This window comes from Devosia sp. Soil_C_22, from assembly GCF_057657195.1.
The window spans coordinates 3164135-3179316 of record NZ_JBDGIY010000001.1 but is presented as its reverse complement, the minus strand read 5'-3'; the positions used below and the strand labels follow the sequence as shown (position 1 = coordinate 3179316).

The 15182-nt window shown below is 65.6% G+C and carries 17 protein-coding genes; 16 read left to right on the top strand and 1 reads right to left on the bottom strand.

What is annotated here, in order from left to right; all coding sequences use genetic code 11:
• Positions 1-121: 121 nt before the first annotated feature.
• The 7 genes from ruvC to AC3A6I_RS15325 are packed head-to-tail and all read left to right on the top strand — an operon-like array spanning position 122 to position 3889.
• Positions 122-625 carry a crossover junction endodeoxyribonuclease RuvC gene (gene ruvC, locus AC3A6I_RS15355; RefSeq protein WP_487544611.1) on the top strand — a complete coding sequence of 168 codons (504 nt, stop codon included), beginning with the start codon at positions 122-124 and terminating at the stop codon, positions 623-625.
• On the top strand, positions 622-1239 hold the full coding sequence (gene ruvA, locus AC3A6I_RS15350; protein ID WP_487544609.1) for a Holliday junction branch migration protein RuvA: 618 nt from the start codon (positions 622-624) through the stop codon (positions 1237-1239). Before ruvC ends, ruvA begins: the two co-directional genes overlap by 4 nt.
• Positions 1240-1290: 51 nt before the next feature.
• Positions 1291-1554 carry an AbrB/MazE/SpoVT family DNA-binding domain-containing protein gene (locus AC3A6I_RS15345; RefSeq protein ID WP_487544608.1) on the top strand — a complete coding sequence of 88 codons (264 nt, stop codon included), beginning with the start codon at positions 1291-1293 and terminating at the stop codon, positions 1552-1554.
• Positions 1541-1936, top strand: a complete 396-nt coding sequence (locus tag AC3A6I_RS15340) for a type II toxin-antitoxin system VapC family toxin (RefSeq protein ID WP_487544607.1) — start codon at positions 1541-1543, stop codon at positions 1934-1936. The genes AC3A6I_RS15345 and AC3A6I_RS15340 overlap by 14 nt, the downstream gene beginning before the upstream one ends.
• Entirely contained in the window at positions 1933-2973 is a 1041-nt protein-coding gene (ruvB, locus tag AC3A6I_RS15335) for a Holliday junction branch migration DNA helicase RuvB (RefSeq protein WP_487544606.1), read from the top strand. The genes AC3A6I_RS15340 and ruvB overlap by 4 nt, the downstream gene beginning before the upstream one ends.
• Positions 2970-3500 (top strand): NUDIX hydrolase, encoded by a 531-nt coding sequence (locus AC3A6I_RS15330; protein ID WP_487544605.1) that lies wholly within the window; start codon positions 2970-2972, stop codon positions 3498-3500. Before ruvB ends, AC3A6I_RS15330 begins: the two co-directional genes overlap by 4 nt.
• Positions 3497-3889, top strand: coding sequence for a YbgC/FadM family acyl-CoA thioesterase (locus AC3A6I_RS15325; protein ID WP_487544603.1), 393 nt, complete (start codon positions 3497-3499; stop codon positions 3887-3889). Before AC3A6I_RS15330 ends, AC3A6I_RS15325 begins: the two co-directional genes overlap by 4 nt.
• Positions 3890-3937: 48 nt before the next feature.
• Here AC3A6I_RS15325 and AC3A6I_RS15320 read toward each other — a convergent pair whose 3' ends face one another.
• On the bottom strand, positions 3938-4378 hold the full coding sequence (locus AC3A6I_RS15320; protein WP_487544602.1) for a CHRD domain-containing protein: 441 nt from the start codon (positions 4376-4378) through the stop codon (positions 3938-3940).
• Positions 4379-4670: 292 nt separating this feature from the next.
• Here AC3A6I_RS15320 and tolQ point away from each other — a divergent pair, with 292 nt between their 5' ends.
• The 9 genes from tolQ to glmM all read left to right on the top strand — a co-directional run bounded on the left by tolQ (position 4671) and on the right by glmM (position 14988).
• Positions 4671-5375, top strand: coding sequence for a protein TolQ (gene tolQ / locus AC3A6I_RS15315; RefSeq protein WP_487545041.1), 705 nt, complete (start codon positions 4671-4673; stop codon positions 5373-5375).
• Positions 5375-5830, top strand: coding sequence for a protein TolR (gene tolR, locus AC3A6I_RS15310; RefSeq protein WP_487544601.1), 456 nt, complete (start codon positions 5375-5377; stop codon positions 5828-5830). The genes tolQ and tolR overlap by 1 nt, the downstream gene beginning before the upstream one ends.
• 4 nt (positions 5831-5834) lie before the next feature.
• Positions 5835-6908 (top strand): hypothetical protein, encoded by a 1074-nt coding sequence (locus tag AC3A6I_RS15305; RefSeq protein WP_487544600.1) that lies wholly within the window; start codon positions 5835-5837, stop codon positions 6906-6908.
• Between the two features lie 29 nt (positions 6909-6937).
• Entirely contained in the window at positions 6938-8248 is a 1311-nt protein-coding gene (tolB, locus tag AC3A6I_RS15300) for a Tol-Pal system beta propeller repeat protein TolB (RefSeq protein WP_487544599.1), read from the top strand.
• Positions 8249-8426: 178 nt separating this feature from the next.
• Entirely contained in the window at positions 8427-8921 is a 495-nt protein-coding gene (gene pal, locus AC3A6I_RS15295) for a peptidoglycan-associated lipoprotein Pal (RefSeq protein WP_487544597.1), read from the top strand.
• 192 nt (positions 8922-9113) lie between these two features.
• A complete protein-coding gene (ybgF, locus tag AC3A6I_RS15290) occupies positions 9114-10199 on the top strand; it encodes a tol-pal system protein YbgF (protein ID WP_487544596.1) in 1086 nt (361 codons plus the stop codon).
• Positions 10181-11197: a tRNA lysidine(34) synthetase TilS gene (tilS, locus tag AC3A6I_RS15285; protein WP_487544595.1), complete on the top strand. Its 1017-nt coding sequence runs from the start codon at positions 10181-10183 to the stop codon at positions 11195-11197. Before ybgF ends, tilS begins: the two co-directional genes overlap by 19 nt.
• 139 nt (positions 11198-11336) lie before the next feature.
• Positions 11337-13268 carry an ATP-dependent zinc metalloprotease FtsH gene (ftsH, locus tag AC3A6I_RS15280; RefSeq protein WP_487544594.1) on the top strand — a complete coding sequence of 644 codons (1932 nt, stop codon included), beginning with the start codon at positions 11337-11339 and terminating at the stop codon, positions 13266-13268.
• Positions 13269-13644: 376 nt separating this feature from the next.
• Positions 13645-14988 carry a phosphoglucosamine mutase gene (glmM, locus tag AC3A6I_RS15275; RefSeq protein ID WP_487544593.1) on the top strand — a complete coding sequence of 448 codons (1344 nt, stop codon included), beginning with the start codon at positions 13645-13647 and terminating at the stop codon, positions 14986-14988.
• Positions 14989-15182: the final 194 nt, after the last annotated feature.

Genomic DNA, 15182 nt, shown 5'->3' with positions numbered 1-15182 from the left:
ATACGTGGGCAATGCTTGCGCCAGCCTTAATGGGCCAATCACATCTGTAACGGCAGGGGATTGTTTCCGTTTCGTTCACTAAGGCCTTGGTAGGCTCGCCGGGTTGGTCTAGAGGTCGGAAATGGCGGAAACCGTACGAATCATCGGCATCGATCCCGGGCTCAGGCGCTGCGGCTGGGGCGTCATCGAAAGCACCGGCAACCGGCTGAGTTTCATCGCCGCCGGCACGGTGACGCCGCCCACTGATATCGAGCTTGCCGAACGGCTGGTGATCCTCCATCGCGAACTCACCCAGGTGCTCGACGCCTACCTGCCGCATGAAGCGGCGGTGGAAGAGACCTTCGTCTCGGCCGGTGCGCGCTCGGCATTGCAGCTCGGCCAGGCGCGCGGCGTGGTGCTGATGACGCCGGCATTGCGCGGGCTACCAGTCGGCGAATATGCCGCCAACCTGATCAAGAAGTCGGTCGTGGGCACCGGCCACGCCGAAAAGGCCCAGATCCAGATGATGATCAAGATCCTCCTGCCCACGGCCGAGTACAAGGGCGCCGATGCGGCTGACGCCCTCGCCATCGCCGTGTGCCACGCGCATCACCGCGCCATCCGCAAGCTCAGCGTGCCCGCATGATCGGCAAGCTCAAGGGGCTCGTCGACGGGTTCGGCGACGATTTCGTGCATGTCGATGTCAACGGCGTCGTCTACGAGGTGTTCTGCTCCACCAAAACCATCGCGGCCCTGCCGCAGGTCGGACACGCCGCCGTCGTGCATATCGAGACCATCGTCCGCGAGGACATGATCCGGCTCTACGGCTTCTTCACGGAGGCCGAAAAAGCCTGGTTCAACACCCTGATGACGGTGCAGGGGGTGGGCGCGCGCGTTGCCCTCGCCATCCTCTCGGTGTTGAGCCCCTCTGAGCTCTCGAGCGCCATCGCGCTACAGGACAAGGCCATGGTCGGCCGCGCCAACGGCGTCGGCCCCAAGCTCGCCGTCCGCATCGTCAACGAACTCAAGGGCAAGGCCCCGGCTCCCGGCGCCATCGACGCCGGCGTCCTCGGCCTGCAGGCGGCGCTCGGTGAAGGCGTTGCCGGCGGCAACGTGACGGACGCGGTCTCGGCGCTGGTCAATCTCGGCTATTCCAGCGCCCAAGCTTCGGCGGCCGTCGCGCGCGTCGTCGGCAAGGAGGGCGAGGGGCTGGCGACGGACAAGCTGATCCGGCAGGGGCTCAGGGAATTGAGCAGCTAGCCTTGCAGATGCGGTGACTCCTTACTATTTTGTTTCGGTAAGGAGATGGAAATGGCTACTGCGACGATGACAAGTAAGGGGCAGATGACACTGCCGAAGGATATTCGCGACGAACTTGGGCTGAGGCCGGGTGATAAGCTCGATATCGTCAAGCAGGACGGAAAGTACGTGCTGCTGCCGCGAAACGTGCCGCTCGCTTCCCTTGCAGGCATTCTTGGCAAATCGCCATCTGGCCCTATGAGTATCGAGGCGGAAGAGGCTGCGCTCGGCCGCGCGTTAGCTGACGACGACGAGCGCATCCGTGCTGGGCGTTGACACCAACGTCCTCGTCCGCTTCCTCGCTGACGACGACGACGTTCAGTCGGCGCAGGTGAAACAGTGCATCGCGGACAATCAGCCCATCGTAATCAGCGTGCTGGTACTGGTGGAAACCTTCAATGTGCTGACGAAGGTCCGGAAGTTTCCCGTCGGCGCGGTACATGAGAGTTATCGGCAACTGCTCCGCAGTCCGGCGCTCGAAGTGGAGAATCCTTCGATGGTGGGGCAAGCGATCGACAATGGTGAGGAAGCTGGTTGCGGTTTTGCCGACGCGATGATCGCACTTCAGAACCGTCAACTCGGTTGCTCGACGACGGCAACGTTCGATCATCGAGCGGCTCGGCTTGAAGATATGCGACCTGTCGAGAGTTTCCTGTGACCGACCTCACCTCCGCCAGCGCCGGCCGCGACGATCCGCTGGATGTCTCGCTCCGCCCCTCGGGCTTCTCCGAGTTCATCGGGCAGGCCGAGGCGCGGGCCAATCTCGAGGTGTTCATCAAGGCGGCGCGGCAGCGTGGCGCGGCGCTCGACCATGTGCTGTTCGTCGGCCCGCCGGGGCTGGGCAAGACGACGCTGGCGCAGATCGTCGCGCGTGAGCTCGGCGTCGGCTTTCGCGCCACCTCCGGCCCGGTGATCGCCAAGGCCGGCGACCTCGCGGCGCTGCTGACCAATCTCGAGGAGCGCGACGTGCTCTTCATCGACGAGATCCACCGGCTCAACCCGGCGATCGAGGAAGTGCTCTATCCGGCGATGGAGGACTACCAGCTCGATCTCATCATCGGCGAAGGACCGGCAGCCCGTTCGGTGCGCATCGATCTCGCCAAGTTCACGCTGATCGGCGCCACCACGCGCGCCGGGCTGCTGACCACGCCGCTGCGCGATCGCTTCGGCATTCCGATCCGGCTCAACTTCTACACGCCCGAGGAGCTTGTGAAGATCGTCGAGCGCGGCGCGCGCCTGATGGGCACGCCGATGGCGCCCGATGGGGCGATGGAAGTGGCACGCCGCTCGCGCGGCACGCCACGTATCGCAGGGCGGTTGCTACGCCGCGTCACCGATTTTGCGCTGGTCGAGGGCGCCGCCACTATCGACCGCAAGCTCGCCGACAAGGCGCTGCTGCGGCTCGACGTCGATGCGCGCGGGCTCGACACGCTCGACCGGCGCTATCTCAAGGTGATCGCCGATTTCTATGGTGGCGGGCCGGTGGGCATCGAAACCATCGCTGCCGCGCTCAGCGAGCCGCGCGATGCGATCGAGGAGATCGTCGAGCCCTACCTGATCCAGCAGGGCTTCATCCAGCGCACACCACGCGGCCGCATGCTGACGGCGTTGGCCTTCCAGCACCTGGGCATTGCCACGCCACAGGGCTTCGTCGGCATGCAGGCCAGCCTGTTCGAGGAGCCGGGAGAGGAATGAGTCCGTCGCGCCACATGATCAGCCATGACGTGCCCGGCGGCCGGTTCAATTTCCGGGCGGCCGGCATCGTCATGCGAGACGAGCACATCCTCGTTACGCACTCCGTGCACGAGCAGCACTGGTATCTCCCCGGCGGTCGTGTCGAATGGGGGGAGTCTACGCGCGACGCTGTGGCCCGCGAAATCGCTGAAGAACTGTGCGTCACTGGAGACGTCGGCGAGCTGGCAATCGTCCTTGAGAACTTCTTCACCTATGGCGGGCATCGCTGGCACGAGCTGGCGCACTACTACCCGGTGGTGCTGCCTGGTTCTTTTCCGTTCCGCATCGACGGTGAAATTTGTCACCGAAACCAGGACGGCGGCGTGGATATTGAGTTCAAGTGGGTGCGCGTGGATACACTCGCCGCGCACGGTTTTCAGCCATCCGCGCTGCGACACGAGCTATTGTCGTGGGACGGTTCCCTTCGGCACTTGGTCTGGATCGACGGGGAGGACGATGGCAGCCGACGGGCCTCGGAAGAGCCATGAGGACCAGCCATTTCCAGGCCCGAGTCTATTACGAAGACACCGATTTCTCCGGCAACGTCTACCATGCCGCCTACCTCCACTTCTTCGAGCGGGCGCGGACCGAGTTCTTGCGCGAGCGCGGTGTGCATCATTCCGAGCTGGTGAAGGATGGCATCGCCTTTGCGGTCCGTTCGATGAGCATCGACTTCAAGGCGGCCGCGCATATCGACGACCTCCTCGATGTGGTTACCGAGGTCGCCTCGCTCACTCCGGCGCGGCTCAACCTGGTCCAGTCGATCTCGCGCGACGGGGTGGAGATCACGCGCGCCGAGGTGCAGGTCGTCGCGATCAAGACCACCGGCGGGGTGGCGCGCCTGCCGCGCGGCTTCGTCGATCTGCTCAAGCCATGACAAAGGGCCGCCGATTACCTGGCGGCCCCTTCAAAATGGTCGCGATCCCTACATCGCAGCGGGTGTCACCTGGCCGCGGATTTCGCCATCCGGGAATTTCTCGGTGTGGATGTTGAAGTACCACTGGCCGCCTTGGAGCTGGGTGATCTGCTCGTCGGTCAGGGTGGCGCTGCCGGCGATGGGGCTCGCCAGCGGATCGGGCACGGGCACCACCGGTGGGGCGTTCTCGCCTTCGGCGGCCGGGCCGTGGAAATGGGCAGCGGTGGCGTCGCCACTCAAGCCGTCATAGGTGACGGTCCAGTTGAACATCTTGGTGTCGGTGTCGAGCGATGCCTCTACGGTGCCGGTCGCCGACGAGTCGGCCTCGGGTACTTCGGAGGTGCCGGCAAGCGTGGCGGTGAAGTTCACCATCTCGGCGAAGGCTGGCACGGCCGACACGGCAAGGATCGCCGAGGCGGCGAGAAGGCTGCGTGTGAAATTGCGTAGCATGTGGGACTCCTCCTGTTGGTTCAGTCGAACCAACCGCCGCCCCCAAGAACGGTGGCCGCAGGCCGCAACGCATGTTCGGCGCAAAGGTTGCGCTGATCTGCCGCGCCGGTTTTTGAAGCGGAGTCGCTTTGTTAACGTCTTGGTGACCATAACTAAGGCAGTGCAGCCAGAGCACTGCCAAAGGTCCGGAAATCCGGGCTTTTCTCTTAAATTTGACAAATTTGGACCGCATCGACCGCCTATCTAGTCCGGTCGTCGGGGCCGGACTGAGAAGGACCCTTACATGGAAGCCATGGATGCCGTTGGCACGGTCGCTCCGCATGCCGACCTTTCGATCTGGGCGCTGTTCTGGCAGGCCGATCTCGTCGTCAAGACCGTGATGATCGGGCTGCTCGCCGCCTCCGTCTGGTGCTGGGCCATCATCGTCGACAAATCCATGCTGTTCGGGCGCGCTAAGGCCGAGATGGCTCGCTTCGAGCGGGTGTTCTGGTCGGGCCAGTCGCTTGAGGAACTCTATCAGCAGATGAGCGAGCGGCCGTCCTTCGGGCTCGGCTCGGTGTTCGTGGCCGCGATGAAGGAATGGAAGCGCAGCCACGAGCAGAACGCCTCGAGCTTCATCGGCGTGCAGAGCCGTCTCGAAAAAGTGCTCGACGTCGCGATCGCCCGCGAGAGCGAAACGCTCGAGAGGCGCCTCAGCTTCCTCGCGACAGTGTCATCGGCTTCGCCCTTCATTGGCCTATTTGGCACGGTATGGGGCATTATGAACGCATTCACGGCCATCTCTGCGGCCTCCAGCACCAATCTTGCCGTCGTGGCCGGTCCGATCGCCGAGGCGCTGTTTGCCACCGCGCTCGGCCTCCTGGCCGCCATCCCTGCCGCTATCGCCTACAACAAGCTCAGCGGTGACGCGAACAAGCTGGTGAGCAGGCTCGAAGGCTTTGCCGACGAGTTCTCGACCATCCTGTCCCGCCAGCTCGAAGCCCGGAGTACCCGCTGATGGCCATGTCGGTTTCCGGTGGTGGCGGCGGGCGGCGGCGTGGCCGGCGGCGCGGTGGCGGCAACAAGGCGATCAGCGAGATCAACGTGACGCCGATGGTCGACGTCATGCTCGTGCTGCTGATCGTGTTCATGGTCGCGGCGCCGATGATGACGGTCGGCGTGCCGATCGAACTGCCGCAGACGCAGGCGCGCCAGCTCGAAACCCAGTCGACGCCCATCACCGTGGCCATCACCGATACCGGTGCGATCTTCCTCGGGGACGCGCCGGTGGCGATCGACGACCTCGTGACCCAGGTCGCGGCGCAGGCGACGCAGGGTACCGAGGAGCGCATCTTCATCCGTGGCGACCTCGCCGCCAACTATGGCGCCGTCATGCAGGTGATGGGTGCTCTGTCGGGCGCCGGTTACGCCAAGATCGGTCTGATCACGGAACAGGCGCAGCAGGACCGGTGAGCTGATGCGCGCGGGGTTCACGGTCTCCACCATCGGACATGTCGGACTGATTGCTCTCGCAGTCGTCGGCATCGGCATGGGCCGGCCGATCGAGGCGACCCCGGTGGACTCGATCGCCGTCGACCTCGTGCCGGTCAGCGATTTCGCCAATATCCGCATGGGCGTGATGGACAGCGAGATCGTCGAGACCGAGACGCCCTCGATCGTGGACTCCGAGCAGCCTGCCGAGCTGGCACAGCCGACCGGCAATACCGAGGAAGACCAGCCGACCCCGGCCGACAATGCCCAGGAAACCCCGGCGCCGACCGAAAATACGGCGCCGGCGCCCGATGCCGCGCCCGACCCGGTCCCCGAACCCGAGCCGGAGGTCGCGCCTGAACCTGCGCCGCAGCCCGAACCGGTACCTGAACCTGTTCCCGAGCCCGAGCCTGCTCCCGAACCGGAGCCGGCGCCCGTAGCGGTGCCGACGCCTGCGCCCGATCCGGCCGAGGCGGCGCCACGCCCCATTCGTACCGCCTCGCTCGACCAGAAGCGCGCCGAGTTCAAGCGCCAGCAGGAGGCGGCCAGGGAGCGCGAGGCCAAGGAGAAGGCCGACGCCGAGGCGGCCAGGAAGAAGGCCGAGGAAGAGAAGAAGCGCAAGGCCGCGGAAGACCAGAAGCGCATCGAGCAGGCCAAGGCCGAGGAAGCCGACAAGCTGGCCGACGAGATCGCCAACATGATCAACAACGAGGATTCGCGCGGTGCGACGACGGGGCGGGGGGGCGAAGCCACCCTCGGCCGCGAGGACGGCCGTTCGGCCACCCTCAGCAATACCGAGATCGGCGCGCTGGTCGCGCAGATCCGCTCGTGCATCACCTTGCCGGCCGGCGCCGAGGACGTGGATGCGCGCGCCGAGTTCACATTCACGATCGGTCCCGATGGTATGGTCACGGGACGGCCACAAATGCTCAGCACTCCGGCCAACCAGATCGAAGACGCCTACGCGCGGGCCGTATCCCGCGCCCTGCAGCGGTGCGGTCCGTTCGCGGTCGCGCTGGGGCAGGATGTCCGAGCCCAATTCGCGGCGCGCCCCTTCTGAGCGGCGTGCCTGAGACACAGGAGACGAATATGCCCCTGATCACCCGGCGCGATGCGCTGAAATATGGCCTAGCCGGCGGCGCCCTGGCGCTTGCCACCAATCCCTCGCAGGCGCTGGTCGAGATCGTCGTCACCGGCGGCAGCTTCACGCCGCTGCCGATCGCCATTCCGGATTTCGCCTCGTCCGATCCGGCCTTCGGCGCCGAGATCGCCGAGATCGTGCGCAACAACCTGCGCCGCTCCGGCCTGTTCGTGCCGCTCGATCCGGCGACCCTGCCGATCCGCGTCGGCGACGTGCAGAACGAGCCCGATTTCGCCGCCTGGCGCGGCGCCAATGTCGATGCGCTGGTGATGGGCTCGGCCGAGCGCGGCGCGCAGGTGACATCGCAGGTACGCGTGTGGGACACACAGGCCTCGGCCCAGGTGGTTGGCAAGTCCTACCAGACCGACGCGCAGAACTATCGCCGCATCGCCCATATCGTGTCCGACGCGATCTATTCCTCGCTGTCGGGCGGCACGGGCTATTTCGATACCCGCGTGCTGTACGTGGCCGAATCCGGTCCCAAGGCCAATCGCGTCAAGCGCATGGCAATCATGGATCAGGACGGCTTCAACGTGCAGTACTTGAGCTCGGGCAATGCCCTGACGCTCACCCCGCGCCTCTCACCGCGCGGCGACAGCGTGGTATTCACGTCCTACGAGGACGGCAATCCGCAGGTCTATTACGCCGGCCTCGGCGGCGCGTCCAAGAAGCTGATCAACGGCGCGCCGATGTCGTTCGCGCCGCGCTTTGCGCCTGACGGCTCCAACGTCGTGTTCTCGGTCTCCAACGGCGGCACGACCAACATCTATTCGGCCTCGGTCGGCGGCGGCAATCCGGTGCAGCTGACCAGCGGCGCGGCCATCGACACCTCGCCCTCCTATTCGCCGGACGGTTCGCGCATCGCTTTCGAAAGCGATCGCGGCGGCTCCCCGCAGCTCTACATCATGGGCGCTGGCGGTGGGGGGGCGCAGCGCGTCTCCTATGGCGAGGGGTCATACTCGACCCCGGTCTGGTCGCCGCAGGGCGATCTGCTCGCCTACACCCGGCAGTCGGGCGGACAGTTCCATATCGGCATCATGTCGCCGGACGGCTCCAACGAGCGCATCCTCTCGTCCTCCGGTCAGGTGCAGGAAGGCCCGACCTGGGCCCCCAACGGCCGCGTCATCGCCTTCTTCCGCGATCCGGGCGGCGATGCGGGTCCGGGGCTCTACTCGATCGACATCTGGGGCCGCAACGAGCAGAAGCTGGCAACGGAGTCGTTCGCTTCCGACCCGAGCTGGTCGCCGCTCCGCAGCTAACCATGAGTATTGGTGTTGCGGGAGCCGTGTCGTCCTCGCAACACCACGAAAAAGCCCGGATTCAGGCCACATTCGCGCCCTATTGGGGAAGAATTAACCAAGCGGAACAACCCCGCCTTAAGATTACCGGCGGTAAAAAACGCCAACACAAATCCTTCCATTCAGGAGATTTACCCGGATGCGTTCCGCAACGCCCCTTTCCACCGTGCTGCGTACTTTCGCGCTGGTGGTCCTCGTGGTCGCCGTAGCGGCCTGTTCGCGCAATGGTGCCGGCGGCGGCACCGGTGTCGGCAATCTCGGCCCGGGCGGCGGCGCCCCCGGCAGCCAGCAGGAATTCCTCGTTTCGGTCGGCGATCGCGTCTTCTTCGAAACCGACAGCTCGAGCCTTACTCCAACCGCCATGGCGACGCTCGACAAGCAGGCCGTGTGGCTCAACCGCTATACCAACTACCGCATCATGATCGAAGGCCACGCCGATGAGCGCGGCACCCGCGAGTACAATATCGCGCTCGGCGCCCGCCGTGCCTCGGTGGTGGTGAACTACCTCGTTTCCAAGGGCGTGCAGCAGCAGCGCATCACGTCCAAGTCCTTCGGCAAGGAGCGTCCGGTGGCGATCTGCAACGATATTTCGTGCTGGTCACAAAACCGCCGCGCTGTCACGGTCGTACAATAGCCTGAGCGGGTTTCGGGGCGGGGCGCTGCTCGTATAGCGGCGCATCCAGCGTAATCCCCGAGGCTTGTTCGAACTGGAGGCATAGCGCCGGGCGTCACCTATTGGCGTCCGGCGCTTTCTTTTTGTCGAAATCATGCGTTATGCGAAGGTCGTACAATCCCTCCATGATTGGACGTAACGGAGCCATCTGACGTGAAACTCTTCAGCATGCGCGGTGCACCGATCCGGCCCGCCATCCTTGCCACCATCGTTGCCGCGGGGCTTGCCGGTCCGGCGCTCGCGGCCGGCGATCTGTTCGGCGGCGCTTCCGCCACCACGCCGCCCCGGGCTGTCGGCGAGGAACGTATCCTCGTGGCGCAGAACCAGCAGGATACGGCGCAACTGCTGGTTCGCATGCAGGACCTCGAGCAGTTGGTCCGGACCCTCACCGGCCGTATCGAGGGGCTCGAGTTCCAGCTCACGCAGATGCAGACGCAACTGGCCAAGCAGGCCGAGGATAACGAGTTCCGCTTCCAGGAGCTGGAAGGCGGTGCGGTGGGAAAACCCCAGGCGGCAGCGCCAACTGACGGCGCGACGCCGTCTGCTGCGCTGCCGCAGGCCCCGGCAACCGACGTGCCTGTCACCGCCAATACCGACACGGCCGCGCCGGCCGGCAACGGAGCCCCGATGGATGATCTGCCGTTGGCCGACCTCAACGGCGAGCCGATGGACGATCTGGATGGCGCCCCTATGCACGGCGATCTCGCCGTCGGCGATTCGGCCGATCCGCTGCTCTCGGGCGGTGTCGACCAGCTCGGCACCATGCCCGGTGACGATGCGCTCAGCCTCGATCCGGGCCGGCCGCTCGACCTGTCGTTGCAGGGCAACGGCGAGATCTCGGATGGCGACGCCCAGGCCCAGTACGCCGCGGGCTACGAAGCCATGACGCGCGGCGACTATGCCTTCGCCGAGGATCAGTTCACCCAGTTCGTCGCGCTCTATCCCGACGATCCGCAGGCGCCCGACGCCATCAACTATCTGGGCGAGGCGCTGATCCAGCGTGGTGCCTATACCGACGCGGCCCAGGTGCTGGCCGACGGCTACACCAAGCACCGCGACAGCAACCGCGCGCCCGACATGATGCTGAAGCTGGGCGTGGCGCTGGTCGGCGCCGACCAGGCCGATGTCGGGTGCCGCACCTTCTACACGCTGGCGCAGCGTTACCCCAATCTGTCGCCGGCCTTCGCCCAGCGGCTCGCCGAGGAGCAACAGAAGGCGCAATGCCCGGTCGCCAACTGATCGATGCCGGCGCGATCTTTTCGCCGCTGGCGCAGTTTTCCCGCATCGGGCTCGCCGTTTCGGGTGGGCCCGACAGCCTCGCCCTGCTTTTGCTTGCCGGCGAGTATGCCCGCAAGCACGATAGCTATGACCGCTTCGTCGTCTATTCGGTCGATCACAACCTGAGGCCCGAGGCCGCTACCGAGGTGGCCTTTGTGCTGGATACGGCCACCAGGCTGGGATTGCAGGCGCGGGGCCTGCGCTGGGATGGCCTGAAGCCATCGACCGGCATCCAGCAGGCCGCTCGCCGCGCTCGCTACGCCCTGATCGGCCGGGCCATGGCCGAGGATGGGGTCGAGATCGTCGTCACGGCGCATCACCTGGGCGACCAGGCTGAAACCGTGCTGATGCGGCTTGCACATGGCTCCGGTGTCGAAGGCCTGCGCGGCATGGACTATTTCTCCGAGGTCAACGGCATCGCCATCGTGCGGCCGCTGCTCGGCATCGATCCGGTGGCGCTGGCCCAGGTGGTGGCGAGTGCCGGGCTGACGCCGGTAGGCGATCCGAGCAATCTCGATACCGACTACGAGCGAGTGCGCTGGCGGCACGCCCTGCCGCAACTCGCCGCTCTCGGCATCGACGCGCGTCGGCTATCGCGCTTTGCCGATCGCATGCGCGATGCCGATCTCGCCATCTCGGCCATGGCCAACACGGTGGAGTTCGAGGCCGGCATCGGCAGCCGTACGCTGGGGCACAAGATTCTGCGCGATTTGCCGCGAGCGGTGGCGGTCAAGGTGATGCAGCGTCTGCTGCGCGAAGTGGGGGCCGGCCTGAAGCCGCACGACCTCGCCCGCATCGAGGCGATCACGGATGCGCTACGTGGCCAGTCGGCCCTCAAGCGAACAAGTTTGCATGGTTGCCTCGTGGCGTCCGATGGCACGAGTATCGTCGTCGAGCGTGAACCGGGTCGCCGGGCCAAGGCGGATGCACGCGCAACCCGCGGCCCGCGTGACGCGTAATTAACCGGAAGAGCGCAAGCTCACTCGACTTTGCGGCCAAAGCGCCGCACCAGTGGCTACCTTGTAAGGCCCTAAGGCGAGGCCTACATTCGCCCTAATATTCCCGGCCCCCCGAACGGCCGGGCTTCAGGACAGGATGATGAACGTCAATTTCCGGAACTTCGCCATCTGGCTGGTGATCCTCTTCATGCTGATGGGCCTGTTCCAGGTCTTTCAGTCGTCGACCCGCTCGATCGCGGTTTCCGACAAGAGCTATAGCCAGTTCGTTTCCGACGTGAACGCGGGCAGCGTGCAGTCGGTGACCATCACGCAGAACGTGGTGACCGGCACGATGAACAGCGGCGCCAAGTTCGAAACGGTGCTGCCCGAGGGTGCCGATATCATTTCGCGGCTCGAGGAGCGCAACGTCTCGATCACGGCCCAGCAGCCGGAGTCGAGCCCGTTCTGGGGCATGCTGCTGACCTCGTGGCTGCCCTTCCTCGTCATCATCGGCGTGTGGTTCTTCTTCATCCGGCAGATGCAGGGTGGCGGACGCGGTGGCGCCATGGGTTTCGGCAAGTCGCGCGCGAAGCTGCTCACCGAGACCCAGGGCAAGGTGACGTTCGAGGACGTCGCCGGCGTGGATGAGGCCAAGCAGGATCTCGAGGAGATCGTCGAGTTCCTGCGCGATCCGGGCAAGTTCCAGCGCCTGGGCGGCAAGATCCCGCGCGGCGTGCTGCTCGTCGGCCCGCCGGGTACGGGTAAGACGCTCATTGCGCGCGCCGTCGCCGGCGAAGCCAACGTGCCGTTCTTCACCATCTCGGGTTCGGACTTCGTGGAAATGTTCGTCGGCGTGGGCGCCTCGCGTGTCCGCGACATGTTCGAGCAGGCCAAGAAGAACGCTCCGTGCATCATCTTCATCGACGAAATCGACGCCGTCGGCCGGCACCGTGGCGCAGGCCTCGGCGGTGGTAACGACGAGCGCGAGCAGACCCTCAACCAGCTGCTGGTCGAGATGGACGGCTTCGAGGCCAACGAGGGCATCATCCTCATCGCCGCGACCAACCGTCCCGACGTACTCGACCCGGCGCTGCTGCGTCCTGGCCGCTTCGACCGCCAGGTCGTGGTGCCGAACCCGGACGTGCAGGGCCGCGAGAAGATCCTCAAGGTCCACGTCCGCAAGGTGCCGCTGGCCCCCGATGTCGACCTCAAGGTTCTCGCCCGCGGTACGCCCGGCTTCTCGGGCGCCGATCTGATGAACCTCGTCAACGAGGGCGCCCTGCTGGCGGCGCGCCGCAACAAGCGCTTCGTCACGATGAGCGAGTTCGAGGATGCCAAGGACAAGCTGATGATGGGCGCGGAGCGCCGCACCCTCAGCCTGACCGAGGAAGACAAGAAGCTCACCGCCTATCACGAAGCCGGGCACGCGCTGCTCGCCATCAAGATGGACGCCTCGGACCCGATCCATAAGGCCACCATCATTCCGCGCGGCCGTGCGCTGGGCATGGTGATGCGCCTGCCCGAGCGCGACCAGGTGTCGCTTACCCGCCGCAAGGCCTTCGCCGACATGGCGGTGGCCATGGGTGGCCGTGTCGCCGAGGAAGAGATCTTCGGCTACGACAAGGTGACCTCCGGCGCTTCGGCGGACATCAAGATGGCGACGAGCCTCGCCCGCGCCATGGCCACGGAGTGGGGCATGTCCGACAAGCTCGGCCCGCTGCTCTACGGCGATGCACAGGACGAGGTCTTCCTCGGCCGCTCGATGATGCAGCGCAACACGCACATGTCCGACGAGACCCAGAAGGTGGTCGACGAGGAGATCAAGCGTTTCGTCGACGATGGCTACAAAACGGCACAGACGGTCATTCGCGAGAACATCGATGACCTGCACGCCATCGCCCAGGCGCTCATCGAGTACGAGACGCTGACCGGCGACGAGATCCGCGGGCTTATGGACGGCAAACTGCCGATGCGTCCCGAGGATAGCGAGCCGGTGCAGAAATCGACCGGCGTGCCCTCGGCCGGCAAGTCGGGCCGCAAGCGCCCCGACGCCGATCCCGGCACCGCCCCCGAGCCGCAGCCGGGCAGCTGATCGGGCACAGATTGAGCAAGGGCCGTCCTTCGGGGCGGCCCTTTGTTTTGTGGACATGGACACTTGTCCACTAGCAGCGGTGCCCAAATACCACCCACCACCCTGTCCCTCCCCCGCAAGGGGGGAGGTGACGTGCGCTCACACATCTTCGTCCCACGAGCACCGGTGTTTGCTTGAGTGTCTCCCTCCCCCTTGGGGGAGGGGACAGGGGTGGGGGTATCTTGAGGTATGAGGGTTGCCTCCTTCACGACACCGCCCATTCCCACCCTCTCAGCCCCACATCCGCCGAGATTCACCGGTTAACGAAACGGCACCAATCTGTTTCGTATGCTTGGGGTTCGGCGCTAGATTGGCGCCCGGTCACCAGAGGGTTCTCATGGCGCGCAAATATTTCGGCACGGACGGCATTCGCGGCCTCGCCAACGGCAGCAAGCTGACCCCCGGGCTCGCCATGCGGGTCGGCATGGCCGCCGGCCTCAAGTTCGTCAATGGCGATCACCGCAACCGCGTGGTGATCGGCAAGGACACGCGCCGCTCCGGATATATGCTCGAGAGCGCGCTTACCGCCGGCTTCACCGCCGTGGGCATGGATGTCTACCTGCTTGGGCCGATGCCGACGCCGGCCGTCGCCATGCTCACCCGGTCGCTGCGCGCCGATCTCGGCGTCATGATCTCGGCCTCGCACAATCCGTTCGAGGACAACGGCATCAAGCTGTTCCGGCACGACGGCTACAAGCTCTCCGACCAGCTCGAAAGCGAGATCGAAGAGCTGATGGACGAGGACCTCAACGCACGGCTCTCGACCGGCCGCGATATCGGCCGCGCCCACCGCGACGAGGCGGCCCAGACCCGCTATATCGAATATGCCAAGCGCACCCTGCCCAAGGGGATCGACCTCACCGGCCTGCGTGTCGTGGTCGATTGCGCCAACGGCGCCGCCTACAAGGTTGCGCCCACCGCGCTTTGGGAGCTGGGCGCCGAGGTGTTCACCATCGGTAACGAGCCCGATGGCTTCAATATCAACGACAAGGTCGGCTCCACCGCCCCCGAGGCGCTGATCGCCAAGGTGAAGGAGCTGCGCGCCGACATCGGCATCGCTCTCGATGGCGATGCCGACCGCGTCATCATCGTCGATGAAAAGGGCGAGATCGTCGACGGCGACCAGTTCATGGCGGTCATCGCGCAGTCCTGGCATGCCCGCGGCGAGCTCAAGGGTGGCGGCCTTGTTGCCACCGTGATGAGCAATCTCGGCCTCGAGCGCTATCTGGGCAGCGTCGGCCTCAACCTCGAGCGCACCCAGGTGGGCGACCGCTACGTGCTCGAGACCATGCGCGCCAAAGGCTTCAATGTCGGTGGCGAGCAGAGCGGCCACATCATTCTCACCGATTTCACCACCACGGGCGATGGCCTCATCGCCGGCCTCCAGCTGCTCGCGGTCGCCAAGCAGGCGGGCAGACCCGTATCCGAGGTGTGCCGGCGCTTCGAGAAGGTGCCGCAGCTGCTGCAGTCAGTGCGTTACAAGGACGGCAAGCCGCTCGAGCACAAGCTGGTGCAGCAGGCGATCAAGGAGAGCCAGGCGCGTCTCGGCGACTCCGGCCGCCTCGTCATCCGCCCCTCGGGCACCGAGCCGGTGATCCGCGTGATGGCCGAAAGCGACGACGAAGGGCTGGTCGCCGCCATCGTCAGCGAGATCGCGGCGACGATCAAGAAGGTCGCGTAGACCGCTAGGATCGAGCGGGAAGGGTCCCCCACCCTGTCCATCCCCCGCAAGGGGGGAGGTGACCCTGTGGCACTTGCCTTCGTTCCACCAGAACCGGCGTTAGCTTGAGCGTCTCCCTCCCCCTTGCGGGGAGGGGACAGGGGTGGGGGTATCCTCCCGCGCCGACCATCATGGCCAACCCAGTCAGCCCACAG